The 16,865-nt window shown below is 72.5% G+C and carries 14 protein-coding genes; 9 read left to right on the forward strand and 5 right to left on the reverse strand.

What is annotated here, in order from left to right:
• The first annotated feature begins 67 nt into the window (after positions 1–67).
• The 4 genes from ACFT2C_RS07340 to ACFT2C_RS07355 all read left to right on the forward strand — a co-directional run bounded on the left by ACFT2C_RS07340 (position 68) and on the right by ACFT2C_RS07355 (position 4,369).
• Positions 68–955, forward strand: a complete 888-nt coding sequence (locus ACFT2C_RS07340; protein ID WP_377206370.1) for a hypothetical protein — start codon at positions 68–70, stop codon at positions 953–955.
• Positions 952–1,395 carry a GntR family transcriptional regulator gene (locus ACFT2C_RS07345; RefSeq protein ID WP_377206371.1) on the forward strand — a complete coding sequence of 148 codons (444 nt, stop codon included), beginning with the start codon at positions 952–954 and terminating at the stop codon, positions 1,393–1,395. The genes ACFT2C_RS07340 and ACFT2C_RS07345 overlap by 4 nt, the downstream gene beginning before the upstream one ends.
• Before the next feature lie 199 nt (positions 1,396–1,594).
• Positions 1,595–3,031: a basic amino acid/polyamine antiporter gene (locus ACFT2C_RS07350; RefSeq protein WP_377206398.1), complete on the forward strand. Its 1,437-nt coding sequence runs from the start codon at positions 1,595–1,597 to the stop codon at positions 3,029–3,031.
• A 51-nt stretch (positions 3,032–3,082) separates the two neighbouring features.
• Complete coding sequence (locus tag ACFT2C_RS07355) at positions 3,083–4,369, forward strand: arginine deiminase (protein WP_377206372.1); 1,287 nt, start codon at positions 3,083–3,085, stop codon at positions 4,367–4,369.
• Positions 4,370–4,427: 58 nt separating this feature from the next.
• Here the strand turns inward: ACFT2C_RS07355 and ACFT2C_RS07360 are convergent, their stop codons facing one another.
• Together ACFT2C_RS07360 and ACFT2C_RS07365 are read right to left on the reverse strand one after the other, a co-directional pair.
• Entirely contained in the window at positions 4,428–6,233 is a 1,806-nt protein-coding gene (locus ACFT2C_RS07360; RefSeq protein WP_377206373.1) for a glycoside hydrolase family 13 protein, read from the reverse strand.
• 117 nt (positions 6,234–6,350) lie between these two features.
• Positions 6,351–7,400, reverse strand: coding sequence for a LacI family DNA-binding transcriptional regulator (locus ACFT2C_RS07365; RefSeq protein WP_377206374.1), 1,050 nt, complete (start codon positions 7,398–7,400; stop codon positions 6,351–6,353).
• Positions 7,401–7,558: 158 nt separating this feature from the next.
• On the opposite strand from ACFT2C_RS07365, the gene ACFT2C_RS07370 reads away from it, so the two are divergent.
• Genes ACFT2C_RS07370 through ACFT2C_RS07380 form a run of 3 tightly spaced genes read left to right on the forward strand, consistent with a single transcriptional unit; the run spans position 7,559 to position 11,327 of the window.
• Positions 7,559–8,782 carry an extracellular solute-binding protein gene (locus tag ACFT2C_RS07370; RefSeq protein WP_377206375.1) on the forward strand — a complete coding sequence of 408 codons (1,224 nt, stop codon included), beginning with the start codon at positions 7,559–7,561 and terminating at the stop codon, positions 8,780–8,782.
• Entirely contained in the window at positions 8,782–10,374 is a 1,593-nt protein-coding gene (locus tag ACFT2C_RS07375; protein WP_377206376.1) for an ABC transporter permease subunit, read from the forward strand. The genes ACFT2C_RS07370 and ACFT2C_RS07375 overlap by 1 nt, the downstream gene beginning before the upstream one ends.
• Positions 10,374–11,327 carry a sugar ABC transporter permease gene (locus ACFT2C_RS07380; RefSeq protein ID WP_377206377.1) on the forward strand — a complete coding sequence of 318 codons (954 nt, stop codon included), beginning with the start codon at positions 10,374–10,376 and terminating at the stop codon, positions 11,325–11,327. The genes ACFT2C_RS07375 and ACFT2C_RS07380 overlap by 1 nt, the downstream gene beginning before the upstream one ends.
• Positions 11,328–11,594: 267 nt before the next feature.
• Here ACFT2C_RS07380 and ACFT2C_RS07385 read toward each other — a convergent pair whose 3' ends face one another.
• From ACFT2C_RS07385 to ACFT2C_RS07395, 3 genes are all read right to left on the reverse strand, one after another.
• The gene (locus tag ACFT2C_RS07385) at positions 11,595–12,923 is read right to left on the reverse strand and encodes a deoxyguanosinetriphosphate triphosphohydrolase (RefSeq protein WP_377206378.1); all 1,329 of its coding nucleotides are present in this window, start codon (positions 12,921–12,923) and stop codon (positions 11,595–11,597) included.
• A gap of 66 nt (positions 12,924–12,989) precedes the next feature.
• On the reverse strand, positions 12,990–13,301 hold the full coding sequence (locus ACFT2C_RS07390; RefSeq protein WP_377206379.1) for a DUF4236 domain-containing protein: 312 nt from the start codon (positions 13,299–13,301) through the stop codon (positions 12,990–12,992).
• Positions 13,302–13,408: 107 nt separating this feature from the next.
• On the reverse strand, positions 13,409–13,861 hold the full coding sequence (locus tag ACFT2C_RS07395) for a VOC family protein (protein WP_377206380.1): 453 nt from the start codon (positions 13,859–13,861) through the stop codon (positions 13,409–13,411).
• Between the two features lie 43 nt (positions 13,862–13,904).
• Between ACFT2C_RS07395 and ACFT2C_RS07400 the strand changes: the two genes are divergently transcribed.
• Both ACFT2C_RS07400 and dnaG read left to right on the forward strand, forming a co-directional pair.
• Entirely contained in the window at positions 13,905–14,792 is an 888-nt protein-coding gene (locus ACFT2C_RS07400) for a helix-turn-helix domain-containing protein (protein WP_377206381.1), read from the forward strand.
• A gap of 10 nt (positions 14,793–14,802) precedes the next feature.
• Positions 14,803–16,794 (forward strand): DNA primase, encoded by a 1,992-nt coding sequence (gene dnaG, locus ACFT2C_RS07405; RefSeq protein WP_377206382.1) that lies wholly within the window; start codon positions 14,803–14,805, stop codon positions 16,792–16,794.
• The last annotated feature ends 71 nt before the right edge of the window (positions 16,795–16,865 follow it).

A 16,865-nucleotide genomic window follows, 5' to 3' on the forward strand; every position in this document is an offset into this window, starting at 1 on the left:
CCGTTGCTCCGACGCACCGCTCTGTGATCTAATGAATCAACGCATTGATTCAATAAATGGAGGCATCATGCACGCGCTGGTCATCGTGATCGCCCTGGGACTGCCGGTCCTGATCGTCGCCCTCATCGTGCTGCTGGTGGCCCAGCGCGGTGGTCCGCCGCACGACCTCGACGCGACGGTCGTGGCCGCCCGCCGGCACGAGACGCGCATCTCGGCGGTAGCGGCTACGACGAGCATCGTGATCGCGCTGGCCCTCTGGATCGCGGCGGCGACCTGGAGTCAGCCCGGCGTGCTGCTCGGCGTGGCGCCGTTCGCCGCGGCCCTGACGTTCAGCCTGGCGCGGGCGGTGGGCGAGGCGCGCTGGCCGCGCCCCACCGGCGAGGTCCGCAGCGCGCCGCTGGTGCGGCGGAGCCTGGGTGACCAGGGCGGATGGCGGCTGCCGCTCCTCGCGAGCACGGTCGCGGGGCTCGTCGTCGCGCTGGTGGTGTTCGGGCTCACCGCCGCCGGCGACGGGCGCAGCGTCGAGCGGGTGCTCGATGCGGGCCGTGAGACCCACAGCGCCGGGCCGTACCCCGGCTGGGCGGTCGGCGTGCCCGCGCTGCTCGTCCTCGCGCTCGCCGTCGGTGCGACGCTCGTGGCGCTGCGCGCGGTGACCCGGCGGCCGCCGATCGGCCTGCTCTCCCCGGAGCAGGACGACGCGATCCGGCGCACGTCCGCGGCCCGGGTGCTCGCCGGAGCGCAGCTGTGGGTCGGGGTGGGGGCCGCGGCGTACCTGGCCTTCGCGGCCGGTGCGCTGCTCAGGGTGGACTGGCTGGGCGGTGGCATCGTCTGCCTGCTCCTGGCCGTGGTCGCCTTCGTGGGGTCCGTGGTGGTCGCCGCCACGGCGCTGCCGTCCCGGCGGACCCGGGCCGCGGTCGGCGTGCCGCGAACCGCCACGCCAGGGCCCGTGGCATGACCGCGCTGCGGGTCGACCTGACCTCCCCGGTCCCGGTCTACGAGCAGATCCGCACCCAGGTCTCGGCCCTCGTCGCGGTCGGCGGCCTGCGTCCCGGCGACCGGCTGCCCGCGTCGCGCGACCTGGCCAGGGACCTCGGGATCGCCGTCGGCACGGTGCAGCGGGCCTACCGGGAGCTGGAGGCGGGGGGCGTCGTCACCAGCCGACGGCGCGTGGGCACGGTGATCGCGGAGCCGCCGGCGGGCGCCCCGCTCGGGCCCGAGCCGGGGGACACTCTGCCGGGCGGCGAACCGGGAGACCCAGCCCGTCCGCCGACGTCGGGCACAGGCGGGCTGGTCGACGAGGCCCGCGCCCTCGTGGCCAGAGCCCGCGCCCACGGCCTGAGCGACGAGGCGGTCCTGGCCCTCGTCCGCGGAGCGCTGCTGCCCGAACGCCCCTGAGATGACCATGCAGCTGCTGCCACGGGAGGCCCTCGCGTGGCAGCAGGTACATGGTCATCCTGGCCGGGGCCCGGCCGGCCATCTTTTGCCGATCTCGCGGTCCGCATCTGTAATTGTCTCGCCGGAGCCTCGAGGGGCGCGAGGCCACCGGACGCGTCGACGGATCACCGTGACGCGCTCGACCGACGGGGGTCTCGCGATGCAGGCCGAAAGCTCCACCCAGCTCACGACGGCGAAGATCAGCGTCGCCACACTCACCGCGATGGTCGTCGGCTCGATGGTGGGGGCCGGCGTCTTCTCGCTCCCGAGCCGGTTCGCCGGCGAGACCGGGGTGCTCGGCGCGCTGATCTCGTGGCTGGTGGCAGGCAGCGGCATGCTCATGCTCGCCTTCGTGTTCCAGCGGCTCGCGATGCGCAAGCCCGACCTCGACTCGGGCGTCTACGCCTACGCGAAGGCCGGCTTCGGCGAGTACCTCGGCTTCTTCTCGGCGTTCGGGTACTGGGCGAGCGCGTGCGTCGGCAACGTCACCTACTGGATCCTCATCATGTCGACGGTGGGCGCGATCCTGCCCGTGCTCGGCGACGGCGACACCCCCGTCGCGTTCGTCGCGTCGTCGGCGTGCGTGTGGGGGTTCTACCTGCTGGTGCGCCGCGGCGTGAAGGAGGCCGCGGCGATCAACCGCATAGTCACCGTCGCCAAGGTGGTGCCGATCATCACGTTCGTGCTCATCGCCGTCTTCCTGCTGGACCCGCAGGTGCTCGTGGACAACTTCGAGGGCTACGGGATCACCGGCCCGCTGTTCGACCAGGTGCGCGGCACCATGCTCGCCACGGTCTTCGTCTTCCTCGGGGTCGAGGGCGCGAGCGTCTACTCGCGGCATGCGCGGCGCCGGGAGGACGTCGGCCGGGCGACGGTCCTCGGCTTCCTGATGGTGCTCGCGATCTTCGCGTCGGTCACCATCGTGTCCTACGGGATCCTCCCGATGGAGGAGCTCGCCGACCTGCGCCAGCCGTCGATGGCGGGCGTGCTCGAGGCGGCCGTGGGCGGCTGGGGCGCCGCGTTCGTGAGCGTCGGCCTGATCGTGTCCGTGCTCGGCGCCTACCTGGCCTGGACCCTCATGTCGTCTGAGGTGCTGTTCGTCGCCGCCAAGGACCGCGACATGCCGAGGTTCCTCGCCCGGTCGGACGCGAACGACGTGCCCCGGGCCGCGCTGCTGCTGACCACGATCCTCATCCAGGTCGTCCTGTTCGTCACCCTGCTGTCCGATGACGCGTTCACGTTCGCGCTCGACCTGACCAGCGCCCTGTCCCTCATCCCGTTCCTGCTCGCCGCCGGGTACGCGCTCAAGCTCGCGCTGGGGCGCGGCGGCCCCGCGGCCGGCAGCCCGACGACGGGCGACCTCGTCGTCGCGGCGCTCGCCGTGCTCTACACGGCGTTCCTGCTGTTCGCGGCCGGGCTGACGTTCGTGCTGCTGTCGTTCGTCATCTACGCCCCGGCGACGATCCTCTTCGCGATGACGCGCCGCGAGCAGGGCCGGCGGGTGTTCAGCACGGGCGAGCTGGTGATCTTCGTCGTGTCGGTGATCGGCGCGGTGACCGGCGTCGTCGCCCTGGCCACTGGCGCGATCTCCATCTGACCCCGGCCGCGACGTCCCGCGGCCGGTCCGTACCGGAGGAAGGCACACACCATGACGATCCAGAGCGGCGAGACGCCACTGCCCTCGGCGGCCTACGGGGTGCACTCCGAGGTGGGGCGCCTGCGCAAGGTGCTCGTCTGCCGGCCGGGCCTCGCCCACCGCAGGCTCACGCCGACCACCTCGGACGACCTGCTGTTCGACGACGTGCTCTGGGTGGACCGGGCGATCGAGCACCACGCGCGGTTCGTCGCCGACCTGCGGTCCCGCGACGTCGACGTCGTCGAGCTGCACGACGTGCTCGCCGAGACGCTGCGCGTGCCCGGGGCGCGGGACTGGCTGCTGGACCGCAAGATCGTCCCGGGGGTCGTCGGGACAGGGCTGATCGACGCCACCCGGGAGTTCCTCGAGAACCTGGTCCCCGAGCAGCTCGCCGAGTACCTGATCGGCGGGCTGGCCACCCAGGACGTGCCCGACCTGCCTGCGGCGTACCGGACGCTGGCCGAGTACACGGCGGACGCCCGCGAGTACCTCATGGCCCCGGTGCCCAACACGCTCTTCACGCGCGACACGACCTGCTGGCTCTACGGCGGGGTCACGCTCAACCCGCTGTACTGGCCCGCGCGGCACGACGAGACGCTGCTGATGAAGGCCGTCTACCGGTTCCACCCGGACTTCGTCGGGTCGACGGTCTGGTGGGGCGACCCGGAGACCGACCACCAGCGGGCCACGCTCGAGGGCGGCGACGTCATGCCCGTGGGGAACGGCACGGTGCTGGTGGGCATGAGCGAGCGCACCTCGCGGCAGGCGATCACCCAGCTCGCGGCGGCGCTGTTCGACGGCGACGCGGCCGAGCGGGTGGTCGTCGCCGGCATGCCCAAGCTGCGCGCCGCCATGCACCTGGACACCGTCATGACGTTCGCCGACGTCGACACGGTGACGGTCTACCCGCGCATCGTGGGCGCCATCCACCCGTTCGTGCTGCGGCCGGGCGACCCTTCGACAGGCTCAGGGCAGCGCCGCGGCGGCGTCGCCGTCACGGACGAGGGCAGCGCGACGTTCCTGGACGTCGTGGCGCGCGAGACCGGGCTCGGGGCGCTCCAGGTCATCGAGACGGGCGGCGACGTGTACGAGTCGGAGCGCCAGCAGTGGGACAGCGGCAACAACGCCGTGGCGGTCGAGCCGGGGGTGGTGTTCACGTACGACCGCAACACCACCACGAACGACCTGCTCCGCAAGGCCGGGATCGAGGTCCTCGAGATCGAGGGCGCGGAGCTGGGCCGCGGCCGCGGCGGGGGCCACTGCATGACCTGCCCGATCATCCGCGACCCGGCGTCGTGATGTCCGCTGGTCGAGCCTGTCGAGACCGGTCTCGACAGGCTCGACCAGCGGAAGCGGGTCAGGCGCGGAGCCAGACCGTGGTGTCGGTGGGCAGAGCGCCGTCCACGAGCTCTCCCGAGGCCACGAGCACGTCCACGTCGTCCGGCAGGACGACGGGCGCACCGCCCAGGTTGGCGAGCACGACCACGCCGGCCACCTGGAAGGCGACGACGTCGGGGGAGCCGGCCAGGGCGTCGACCCACGCGAGCCCGCCCGTGCCGATCTTCTCGGCCCGGCGCAGCTCCAGCGCCGTCCGGTACATCTCGTAGGTCGAGCCCGCGACGCCGTACTGCCGGTCTGCGGCGAGGTCGGCGTAGGCGTCGGGCTGCGGCAGCCAGGTCTTGTCCGTGGGGCCGAACCCGTTGCCCGGCGCGCCGCCGACCCACGGCAGCGGCACGCGGCAGCCGTCGCGGCCCGGCTCGGCGCCATCGGTCCGGAAGAAGGACGGGTCCTGGCGCACCTCGGCGGGCAGCGCCGTGTGGTCCGGCAGGCCCAGCTCCTCGCCCTGGTACACGTACGCGGATCCCGGCAGGCCGAGCATCATCAGGGTCGCCGCGCGGGCGCGGCGCAGGCCGAGCGCGGCGTCGGGCTGCGGGTCGGTCGCGGCGATGCCGTTGAGCTGGCGGCCACCGATCTCGGCGAGGCCGAAGCGCGAGGCGTGCCGCACGACGTCGTGGTTGGACAGCACCCAGGTGGTCGGGGCGCCGACGGCGTCCATCGTGTCGAGCGACACGCCGACGACGGTGCGCAGCCGCGCCGCGTCCCACGGCGCGGTGAGGAACGAGAAGTTGAACGCCTGGTGCATCTCGTCGGGCCGCACGTAGCGGGCCAGGCGGCTCAGCGGCTCCACCCAGGCCTCGGCCACGAGGCAGCGGTCGCCGGGGTACTCCGCGAGGACGCTGTGCCAGGAGCGGTAGATCTCGTGCACGCCGTCCTGGTCGAACATCGGGCCGCTGTTGCCGGCGCCCGTGGAGCCGTCCTCCGGCGCGCCCGGGTCCGTCGTCGGCTCGTCGACCGTGCCCTCGACCATGGAGACCTCGCCCGACCAGTCGGGCAGGCCGGGCGCCTTGACCATGCCGTGCGCGACGTCGACGCGGAAGCCGTCCACGCCCCGGTCGAGCCAGAACCTCAGCACCGCCTCGAACTCCGCGCGGACCTCGGGGTTGTCCCAGTTCAGGTCCGGCTGCGAGGAGTCGAACATGTGCAGGTACCACTGGGGTCCCTTGTCACCGCCGCGCCCTGAGCCTGTCGAAGGGCGCTGCCCTGAGCCTGTCGAAGGGTCGTCCCCCGGAGCCAGCCGCGTCCACGCCGGGCCGCCGAAGATCGACTGCCAGTTGTTCGGCGGCTCGTCGCCCGCCGGGCCGCGCCCGTCGCGGAACATGTACCGGTCGCGCGCCGCCGAGCCGGGGGCCGCGGCCAGCGCCTCCTGGAACCAGACGTGCTGGTCCGAGGAATGGTTGGGCACCAGGTCCACGATGATCTTGAGGTCGCGCTCGTGGGCGCCTTCCAGCATCTCGTCGAAGTCCGCGAGCGTGCCGAACAGCGGGTCGATGTCGCGGTAGTCGGCGACGTCGTACCCGGCGTCCTTCTGGGGGGAGCGGTAGAACGGGCTGAGCCAGACGGCGTCGACCCCGAGGCCCTTGAGGTGGTCGAGCCTGGCGGTGACGCCCGGCAGGTCGCCGATCCCGTCGCCGTTCCCGTCCGCGAACGAGCGCGGGTAGACCTGGTAGATCACCGCGTCGCGCCACCACTCGCCGCTGGCGGCGGGGGAGTGGACGGGCGCTCCGGCGGCGAGGTCGTCGGCGGTGAGGGCAGTACGTGTCACGGGTCGGGTCCTCGGGAGAATTCGGGAGTATTCGGATGTAACGCTTTCAGCAAGCGTACGGGAGGATCCGGCCCCGAAATGTCACCGCCCAGACACTGGGACGGGCGGTGGCCCGCGTCAGGGGCGGCGGGACGGGGCGGCGCCCGTGGAGCCGCGGACCACCAGCTCCGGCGTGAACAGCAGCTCCGAGCGGGGCGCCCGCTCGCCGTGGATCTCGGTGAGCAGGGCGCTGACCGCGGCGTGCGCCATGTCGGCGACGGGCTGGCGCACGGTCGTCAGCGGCGGGTCGGTGAACGCGACCAGGGGTGAGTCGTCGTACCCGACGACGCTCACGTCGTCGGGCACCGACAGGCCGCGGGAGTGCGCGGCTCGGATGGCGCCGAGCGCCATCAGGTCCGAACCGCAGACGACGGCGGTGTGGCCCGAGTCGAACAGGTCGCCGGCCGCCGCCTGGCCGCCCTCCAGCGTGTAGAGGGTGAGGCTGACGTGCTCGCGGGCCTCCTTCTCGTCGGCCGCGAGGCCGTGCCGCACGAGCTGCGCCGCGAACGCCTCGATCTTGCGCTTGGCCGGCACGAACCGGTCGGGCCCGATCGCCATGCCGATGCGGCGGTGGCCCAGCGCCACCAGGTGGCGGACCGAGAGCTCGACGCTGGCGGCGTCGTCGGGGGAGACGAACGGGGCGTCGATGCCCGCGGCGTACCCGTTGATCAGCACGATCGGCAGGCCGCGCCCCCGCAGCCGCTGGTAGCGCTCGGTGGACGCCCGGGTGTCGGCGTGCTTGCCGGACACGAAGATGATGCCGTCCACGGCGTGGTCGATCAGGGTCTCGACGTACTCGTCCTCGGTGGTGCCGCCCGGCGACTGCGTGCACAGCAGCGGGGTGTAGCCGCGCGAGGCGAGCTGCGACTCGATAGCTTGCGCAAACGCCGGAAACACCGGGTTGGACAGCTCGGGGACCACCAGGCCGATGAGGCCCGCGGGGCGCGCGCGCAACGCGGACGGGCGCTCGTAGCCGAGCACGTCCAGGGCGGCGAGCACCGCCTGGCGGGTCTCGCCGGCCACGCCGGGCTTGCCGTTGAGCACGCGCGACACGGTCGCGGTGGAGACCCCAGCCTGCTCGGCGAGGTCGGTCAGTCGGGTGCGCACGCCTGGCAGCCTATGGGACATGCGGCTCCTTCGTGCCGAGTGATCGCGCGGTGTCGGGATTGCCGCTGCAAGCGATGCTGAAACTTTATCGCAACGACTTGCAAGATCGTGCAACGTCCCCTTACGGTTCGGGACATCAACCAGGCCCGACGTCGGGCCGCGAACCATCGGGAGTGACGATGCGACGGAGCATCCTGACCGCCGCCGCGCTGACCGCGACGCTGGCGCTCGCCGCCTGCTCGGGCGGCGCGGAGGAACCAGCGGGCGAGGAGTCGGCGGCGGCGCCGGACGGCGCGGGCGCCACCCTCACCGTCTGGGTCGACGAGACCCGCCAGGCCGCCGTCGAGGAGGCCGCGGCCGGCTTCGAGGAGTCGACGGGTGCCAAGGTGAAGGTGGTCCTGAAGAACTTCGAGGACATCCGCCCCGACTTCCTGGCCCAGGTGCCCACGGGCAAGGGCCCGGACATCACGGTCGGCGCGCACGACTGGCTGGGCGAGCTGACGTCCAACGGCGTCGTCGCCCCGATCGAGCTCGGCGACACCGCCGACGCGTTCGAGCCGGTCTCCGTGGCCGCGTTCACGCAGGACGACCAGGTCTACGGCCTGCCGTACGCGGTGGAGAACATCGCGCTCATCCGCAACACTGAGCTCGCCCCCGAGGCGCCCGCCACCTGGGACGACGCGATCGCGGCAGGCAAGGACGCCGGCACGAAGTACCCGCTGCTGATCCAGACGTCCACCGAGGGCGACCCCTACACGTTCTACCCGCTGCAGACGTCGTTCGGCGCCCCGGTCTTCGAGCAGAACGCCGACGGCTCCTACAAGCCCGAGCTCGCGCTCGGCGGCGAGGGTGGCACCGCGTTCGCCGAGTGGCTCGCGGCGCAGGGCGACGCGGGCAACCTGAGCACCGACGTCACCTACGACATCGCCGTGGCGGCGTTCGCCAAGGGCGAGTCGCCGTTCATCGTCGGCGGGCCGTGGATGCTCGAGCAGTTCGGGGACCTCGACCTGGCGATCGACCCCATCCCGAGTGCCGGCGGCGAGCCCGCCCAGCCGTTCGTGGGCGTCGCCGGCTTCTACGTGAGCGCGCAGAGCGAGAACGCGCTGCTCGCCAACGACTTCCTGGTCAACCACATGGCCACCCCCGAGGCGCAGCTCGCGCTCTACGAGGCGGGGGACCGCCCGCCGGCCCTGATCGAGGCCGCCGACACCGCGTCGGAGGACCCGATCACCGCGGGCTTCCGCGAGGTCGGCTCCGACGCCGTCCCGATGCCGTCGCTGCCCGAGATGGGCGCCGTGTGGGCGTACTGGGGCGTGACCGAGGCCGCCATCGTGTCGGGCAAGTCCGACCCGGCCAAGGCCTGGGACAAGATGGTCGCCGACATCCAGGGCGAGATCGGCTGATGTCGTTGCCTGCGACCCGGGGCTCCGTCCGGACCGGCTGGAGCCCCGGGTTTCTCGTCAAGCTCGTCCTGATCGCGCTGGTCGACGCCCTCGGCGGCTACGCCGTCCTGGCCGCGTGGAGCGCGGAGTCGTGGGGTCTGCTGGCCGCCATGGTGGCGCTGCTGCTCGTGGCGAACTGGGCCTACTTCTCCAAGCGGGCGCTGCCCCTGAAGTACATCCTGCCGGGCCTCGCCTTCCTGCTCGTCTACCAGGTGTACGTCGTGGCCTACACGGGCTACGTCGCGTTCACCAACTACGGCGACGGGCACAACTCCACCAAGGAGCAGGCGATCGAGGCCCTCCTGGTGCAGAACGAGCGCCGGGTGGAGGGCTCGCCGTCGTCGCCGCTGACTGTGGTGTCGGAGGTTTCGACAGGCTCTACCCGGCGCGCCGACGCGCTCGGCTTCGCGGTCGTCTCGCCCGACGGCGTGGTCGAGGCGGGCACCGCCGACCAGCCGCTGGAGGCCGTCGACGGCGCGACCGTGTCGGGCGGCCAGGTGACGGCCCTGCCTGGCTACGACGTGCTGGAGTACGCCGAGGTCCTGGAGCGGCAGCAGGAGGTCACCGACCTGCGGGTGCCCGTCTCGGACGACCCGAACGACGGCTCGGTACGCACCCAGGACGCCCGCACCGGCTACGTCTTCACGTCCACGCTGACGTACGACCCGGCGTCGGACACCATGACCGACACCACGACCGGGGTGACGTACACCCCCAACGACGACGGCCAGTTCGAGGCCGCCGACGGCACCACCCTGCCGGTGGGCTGGCGCGTGCTGGTGGGGCTGGACAACTTCGTCACCGCGTTCGGCGACGACCGGTACGCGGGCCCGTTCGGCAAGATCCTGGTCTGGACGTTCGCGTTCGCGGTGATCTCCGTGGCCTCCACGTTCCTGCTCGGGCTGTTCCTCGCGATCGCGTTCAACGACCCGCGCCTGCGCGGCCGCCGGATCTACCGGACGCTGGTGATCTTGCCGTACGCGATCCCGGGGTTCCTCGCGGCCCTGCTGTGGTCGGGCCTGCTGAACCGGTCGTACGGGTTCGTCAACGAGGTGCTGCTCGGCGGGGCGCAGATCCCCTGGCTCACCGACCCGGTGCTCGCCAAGCTGGCGGTGCTCGGCGTCAACCTGTGGCTCGGGTTCCCGTACATGTTCCTGATCTGCACGGGCGCGCTGCAGTCCCTGCCGACGGACGTCCTGGAGGCCGCGAAGATCGACGGCGCGGGCCGCTGGCGCACCTGGCGGTCGATCACCCTGCCGCTGCTCCTGGTCGCGACGGCGCCGCTGCTCATCTCCAGCTTCGCCTTCAACTTCAACAACTTCACGCTGATCTACATGCTCACCGGCGGCGGACCCCGGTTCGACGACGCCTCCGTGCCGCTCGGGCACACCGACATCCTCATCTCGATGGTCTACTCGGTCTCCGGGCTCGACGGGACCGCCGCCAAGGACTACGGCCTGGCCAGCGCCCTGTCGATAGTTATCTTCCTGGTGGTCGCGACCATCTCCGCCCTCGCGTTCCGGCGCACCCGCTCGCTCGAGGAGATCGCCTGATGGGCACCACGTCCGCCCCGATGTCCCGTCCGCCGTCCCTGACCCGCCCGGCGGCCCCGCCCCGCCGGCCCGCGGCGGCACGCCGCTTTTCCTTCACCCGCCACTCCACCCCTGCCCGCTGGTTCTCCGAGATCGGCTGGCGGCACCTGGTCGGCGTGCTCGCCGTCCTCTACGCGGGCTTCCCGCTCGTCTACGTCGTCTCGGCCTCCCTGGCCGACGGCGGCACGCTCACCGGCTCGAACGACCTGTTCGCGTCGGTGTCGGGCGCCAACTACGTGGCCCTCGGCGGCACGCGCTTCTGGACCTGGATGGGCAACACGCTCGTGGTGGCGGTCGCCACCGGCGTCGGGACCGTGCTCATGGGCGCCGCGGCCGCCTACGCCTTCTCCCGGTTCCGGTTCAGCGGCCGCCGGGTGGGGCTCACGGCGCTGCTCGTGATCCAGATGTTCCCGCAGATGCTCGCGTTCGTGGCGATCTTCCTGCTGCTCATCTCGCTCGGGAACGTGGTGCCGGTGCTCGGCCTGGACTCCAAGCTGTCGCTGATCTGCGTGTACCTGGGCGGAGCGCTCGGCGTGAACACGTTCCTCATGTACGGGTTCTTCAACACGGTGCCGCGCGAGATCGACGAGGCCGCGAAGATCGACGGCGCCTCGCACGCGCAGATCTACTGGACCATCGTGCTGCGGCTGACCGCGCCGATTCTCGCCGTGGTGGGGCTGCTCAGCTTCATCAGCACGTTCGGCGAGTTCATCATCGCGCGCGTGCTGCTGCAGTCGGAGGAGAGCTGGACGCTCGCCGTCGGCCTCTACGGCTGGGTCTCGTCGCTGCAGGACGCCAACTGGGGCCTGTTCACGGCGGGCGCCGTCGTCTCCGCGGTGCCGGTGCTCGCGCTGTTCCTGTTCCTGCAGAAGTACATCGTCGGCGGGCTGACGGCGGGCTCCGTCAAGGGGTGACCGCCCGGATGCCCCGACGGCGGCGCCGAACCGCAAGCTACGAGTCGGTTCGTGGCTGCTGCCGGCGCCGAACCGCACGTTACGAGTCACCAGCGGTGCCGAACCGCAACGGGGACGTCCATCGGGCGCTTGGCGGACTCGTAGCCCTCGGTTCGGCGACTGGTTGGACGTTCACCTTGCGGTTCGGGGCGTGGGCTCCGTTCGGACCGGCCGACCGACCATCCCCCGCCCGACCAGGCCCTACGCCCCGCGACGGACTCCCGGGCGTCACACCGAGGACGCCGGGGCGACCAGCCGGCCGTGCAGTGCGATGGCCGACAGGTCCGTGAGGGACGCGACCTGGTCGACCACGACGCGCAGGCGTGCGGCGTCGTCGTTCGCGGCGCGCCAGTCCGCCGCGAAGGGCTTCTCCAGCTCGTCGGGACCGCGGTCGGCGATGACGCGCACCAGGTCGGTCAGGATCTCCCGTTCCCGCAGGTAGCGGGGCTCCTGGCCGCGCGGCGCCATGACGTAGGTGACGGCGATGCCCTTGAGCGCGAGGATCTCGTGCTCGGTGTCGGCGGGCACCACGAGCCGGGCGGCGTACCGCGTCAGGGGCCCCTCCCCGTACACAGCGCGCGTGGCCTCGATCGCCGACCCGATGAACCGGCCGATGAGCTGGCTCGTCATGTCCTTGAGCGAGGCCAGGGAGCTGCGCGACCCGTCGAAGGCCCGCATCAGGTGCCCGGTGCCGCGCAGGTGCTCCTGGAGCCGCCCGATCGCCGCGTCGATGGCGTCCGCCGTGTACCACTCGCCGTACCAGGACCGCACGTACTCGGCCACGCGCGCCCGCTCCTCGGCGTCCGCCATGAGGTCCAGGTCGATCCGGCCGGCGACGACGCCGTCCTCGACGTCGTGCACGGAGTAGCTGATGTCGTCGGCGAGGTCCATGACCTGCGCCTCCAGGCACTTGACGCCGTCCGGCGCATCCTTGCGGAGCCACGTGAACACGGGCAGGTCGTCGGGGTAGACGCCGAACTTGCGGCTGGCCGTGCCGTCGGGGCGGGCCGGGCCGGCGCCGTAGGCCCAGGGGTACTTGACGCTCGCGTCGAGGCTGGCCCGGGTCAGGTTGAGGCCGGCGGGGACGCCGTCGAACCCGATCACCTTGGGCTCGAGCCGGGTCAGCAGGCGCAGAGTCTGCGCGTTGCCCTCGAAGCCGCCGATCGGCTCGGCGATCTCGGCGAGCGCCGTCTCGCCGTTGTGCCCGAAGGGCGGGTGCCCCAGGTCGTGCGTCAGGCAGGCGGTGTCGACGACGTCGGGGTCGCAGCCCAGCGAGCGGCCCATGCCGCGACCCACCTGAGCGACCTCGAGGGAGTGGGTCAGGCGCGTGCGCACGAAGTCGTCGTGGCCCGCGCCGAGCACCTGGGTCTTGGCCCCGAGCCGGCGCAGCGCGGAGGAGTGCACCACGCGGCCGCGGTCGCGTTCGAAAGGAGTCCGGGCCTGCGACTTGGGCGGTTCGGTCACCCAGCGTTCGACGTCGTGCGCGCTGTACGACGGCGGGATGCTCTTCCCAGGTGGTTGCTCCACGTCGGCCACTCTAGCCACCGTGGCTGACATCCCCGGAATCCCGGGCTGCGTCGTCAGCGGAGGCGGGCGCTCAGCCCTGCCTCCGCCGCGCCAGCACTACTTGTTGTTGCTGTACCAGCTTAGGCCGCCGGGCAAGTTGATGGAGTGCTTCTTCGTCTTGGAGTTCCAGGTCCAGGGACCGATCTTGAAGCTCATGGACGACAAGCCCCTCTGGGTGATGTTGAACTTGAGCGGGCCGAGCGCCAGCCGCTTGCGATACCGGATTCCCATGTTCCTGACTTTCCTCCTCGGGTCGGGGCAAAGCGTACCGAACTGCGCTAGCCCGGCAAACCGAACTTTGCCCCAAAGGTTGGCCACAGCAGTTGCTGCCAGGCGAGGGGCTCGTCTGGCAGCAACTGCTGTGGTCATCGGGTCTCGACAGGCTCGACCAACGGGGCTCGACCAACGGGGCTCGACCAACGGGGCTCGACCAACGGGGCTCGACCAACGGGGCTCGACCACCGAGGTGGGAGGGGTCAGTCGCGGGCCGCGACCCAGGCGTCGCTCGCGCGCTGGACGTCGTCCGGCGTCACCGACTCGGCCACCGTGACGAAGTACCAGCGGTGGCCGAACGGGCAGCGGACCGCGGCCTGCCGGAACCCCTCGAACCAGTCGCCCGGCTCGGCCAGGCTGGTCGCCCCGGCGCCGAGCGCCCGGGCGTACGCGGCATCGGTGTCCTCGACCGGGATCGTGAAGCTCGCGTGCGTGGGCGCGCCCGGCTCGGGCGCGACGGAGTCCGGCGGGAAGGCGGCGGCCACGGTGAACGTCGACTCGCCCGCGTCGGACCGCAGGATCAGGTCGGAGTGGATCACGACGTCGCCGGCCGTGATCACGTCGAGCGTCTCGGCGCCGAGCGCCGCCCCGTAGAAGTCGATGGCCGCGCGGGCGTCGCTCACGGAAATGTTGGGGTGCAGGGCTGAGTTCTTCATGCCACCGATGCTTCCGCAGCCCGGTTGTGCCAGTCTTGGAAGAATGCGACAGGTGTTCGACGGCGGCCCCGCCGTCACGGAGGCGCTCGAGACCGGCCCCACGCTCGGCATCGTGAACCCCGCGCGGGCCCGCGACCGGTTCGCGCTGGCGCGCGTCGAGCCCGCCCCCGACCTCGCCGACCTCGTGGACTGGCACTGGGTGATCACCTGGGACCTGCCGCCCGGCGTCACGTTCACGCAGGCCGTGGTGCCCCACCCGGTGGGCCAGGTCGTCGCGGAGGACGTCGGGTTTCTCGCCTATGCCATGCCCGCCGCGGCCGTCGACCGGCGCACCCTGTCCGGCTCGGGCGGCGTCGTCGGCACCAAGCTGCGCCCGGGCGGCTACCGGGCCCTGCTCGGGCTCACCCACCCGGGCCGGCGCGGCGCCGTCGAACCCGCAGGCTTTCTCGGCCCGACGGCGGCACGCACCTGCACCGAGGCGCTCGCCCAGGCGGGGGCCGGCCGGGCGGACGCCGCCGTCCGGACCGTCACCCCGCTGCTCCGGGCCGCCGCCGAACGGGCCAGGACCCCGCGGTCGACCGCTGCGCTCGCCGCCCTGGCCGAGGCGTTCGCGGCCATCGCCGACGCCGTGCCCGGCACCACGGTCGCTGCGCTCGCGGCCCGGCTCGGCACCACTCCGCGCTCGCTGCAGCGCCTGTTCGCCGACTGGGTGGGGGTGAGCCCCAAGTGGGTGCTGCGGCGGCACCGCGTGCACCTCGCCGCCGAGATGCTGGGCCGCGACCCGGGCCTGGACCTGGCGGGGCTCGCGGCCGCCGTCGGCTACTACGACCAGGCGCACTTCACCGGGGACTTCGTGCGGGCGGTCGGCGTGGCCCCGGGCGAGTACGCCCGGAGCTGCGCGGCGGCGTCCGGTGTCGGTGGGCGCGCATAGACTGCGGAGCGTGGCCGGGCTGATCAGACGTGAGGATGTGGACCAGGTCCGCGAACGCGCGCGGATCGACGAGATCGTCTCGGCGCACGTGACCCTCAAGCCCGCCGGGGTGGGCGCGCTGGTGGGCCTGTGCCCCTTCCACGACGAGCGCAGCCCCAGCTTCAACGTGCGGCCGAGCGTGGGCCGCTACCACTGCTTCGGGTGCGGCGAGGGCGGCGACGTCATCGAGTTCGTCATGAAGATGGACGGGCTGAGCTTCACCGAGGCCATCGAGTACCTCGCGGGCAAGACCGGCGTGCAGCTGCGCTACGAGGAGGGCGGCTCCGCCCGCCCCCGCGACGAGCCGGGCAAGCGGCAGCGCCTGCTGGAGGCCAACAAGGTCGCCGCCGAGTTCTACGCCGAGCAGCTCATGGGGCCCGACGCCGCCGCCGCGCGCGCGTTCCTCGCCGAGCGCAGCTTCGACCGCTCCGACGCCGAGCTGTTCGGGGTCGGGTTCGCGCCCAAGGGCTGGGACGCGCTGCAGCGCCACCTCCAGGGCCGGGGCTTCACGCAGGCGGAGCTGGTCGCGAGCGGGCTGATGTCGCAGGGCCAGCGCGGCATCTACGACCGGTTCCGCGGCCGGGTGATGTGGCCCATCCGCGACGTGACGGGCGCCGTGATCGGCTTCGGCGCGCGCCGCCTGTTCGAGGACGACCAGGGGCCCAAGTACCTCAACACCCCCGAGACCAGCCTCTACAAGAAGTCGCATGTGCTGTACGGCATCGACCTCGCCAAGCGGGAGATCGCCAAGGGCAAGCGCGTGGTGGTGGTCGAGGGGTACACGGACGTCATGGCCGCGCACCTGTCCGGCGTGACGACGGCGGTGGCGACGTGCGGCACGGCCTTCGGCGCCGACCACGCCAAGGTGGTGCGGCGCCTGCTCGGCGACACGACGGCGGGCGGCGGCATGCAGCTCGCGTCCGGCGGCACCGTGGGCGGCGAGATCATCTTCACGTTCGACGGCGACGCGGCCGGGCAGAAGGCCGCCGAGCGCGCGTACGGCGAGGACCAGCGGTTCTTCGCGCAGACCTACGTGGCCGTCGCCGACGGCGGCATGGACCCCTGCGACCTGCGCATGGCCAAGGGCCCCGAGGCGGTGCGCGCGCTGGTCGACGACCGGAAGCCGCTGTTCGCCTTCGTGATCCAGGCCAAGATCAAGCAGTTCGACCTGAACACCGTGGAGGGGCGGGTGTCCGCCGTGCGCGCGGCGGCGCCGGAGATCGTGGGGATCCGCGACCGCAGCCAGCGGGACGGCTACACGCGCCAGGTCGCGGGCTGGATCGGCACGGAGATCGACGAGGTGCGGCGTGAGGTGGCGCGCGCGGCGTCGACGCCGTCGCTGCGCCGCGCCCCCGGCCGGCCCGAGGGCGATCGCGGGCCCTCGGGCGCGGCGGCGCAGGGCGGCCGGGGTGGATCGGACGATGCCAGGCGTGGCGGTCCGGACGCGCCCCCGACGGCGGCGCGCGCGTCGCAGCTGCCCGCCCCCGACCCGCGCGACCCCGTGGCCCGCGACGAACGGCTCGCGCTCGTGGCCGTGCTGCAGTACCCGCAGCACGTTCCGGCGTCGTTCGACGCGCTGGGCGAGGACGCGTTCTCCGTGCCCGCCTGGCGGGCCGTGCACACCGCGATCCGGGCGGCCGGGGGAGCCGCGGCCGGACGTGACGTGTCCGCGGCGCAGTGGGTCGCCGCCGTGCTGGAGCAGGCCTCGGAGACGGTGGCGGGGATCGTCACGCAGCTTTCGGTGGCGTCCCTTCCGGAGGACCGGGAGGCGGCCGTCCCGGCGTTCGTCGAGGGTGTGGTGCACCGTGTGCTCGACATGGGGCTGATGCGGCGAGTCGCCGACGCGCGGAGCCGCCTGCAGCGCCTGGACCCGGCGGACGCGGAGACCTACCAGGCGGCGTTCGCCGAGCTCCTGGCGATCGAGGCCGAGCGCCGCACCCTCCGCGAGAGCGCCAGCGCCTGATCCCGTCGTTGAGTGCTGGCTATTTGCGCCTCAGCGGGCCCTGACACCGCAAATAGCCAGCACTCAACGAC

It is taken from the genome of Promicromonospora sp. NPDC057138 (assembly GCF_042670845.1).
Classification (GTDB): Bacteria; Actinomycetota; Actinomycetes; order Actinomycetales; family Cellulomonadaceae; genus Promicromonospora.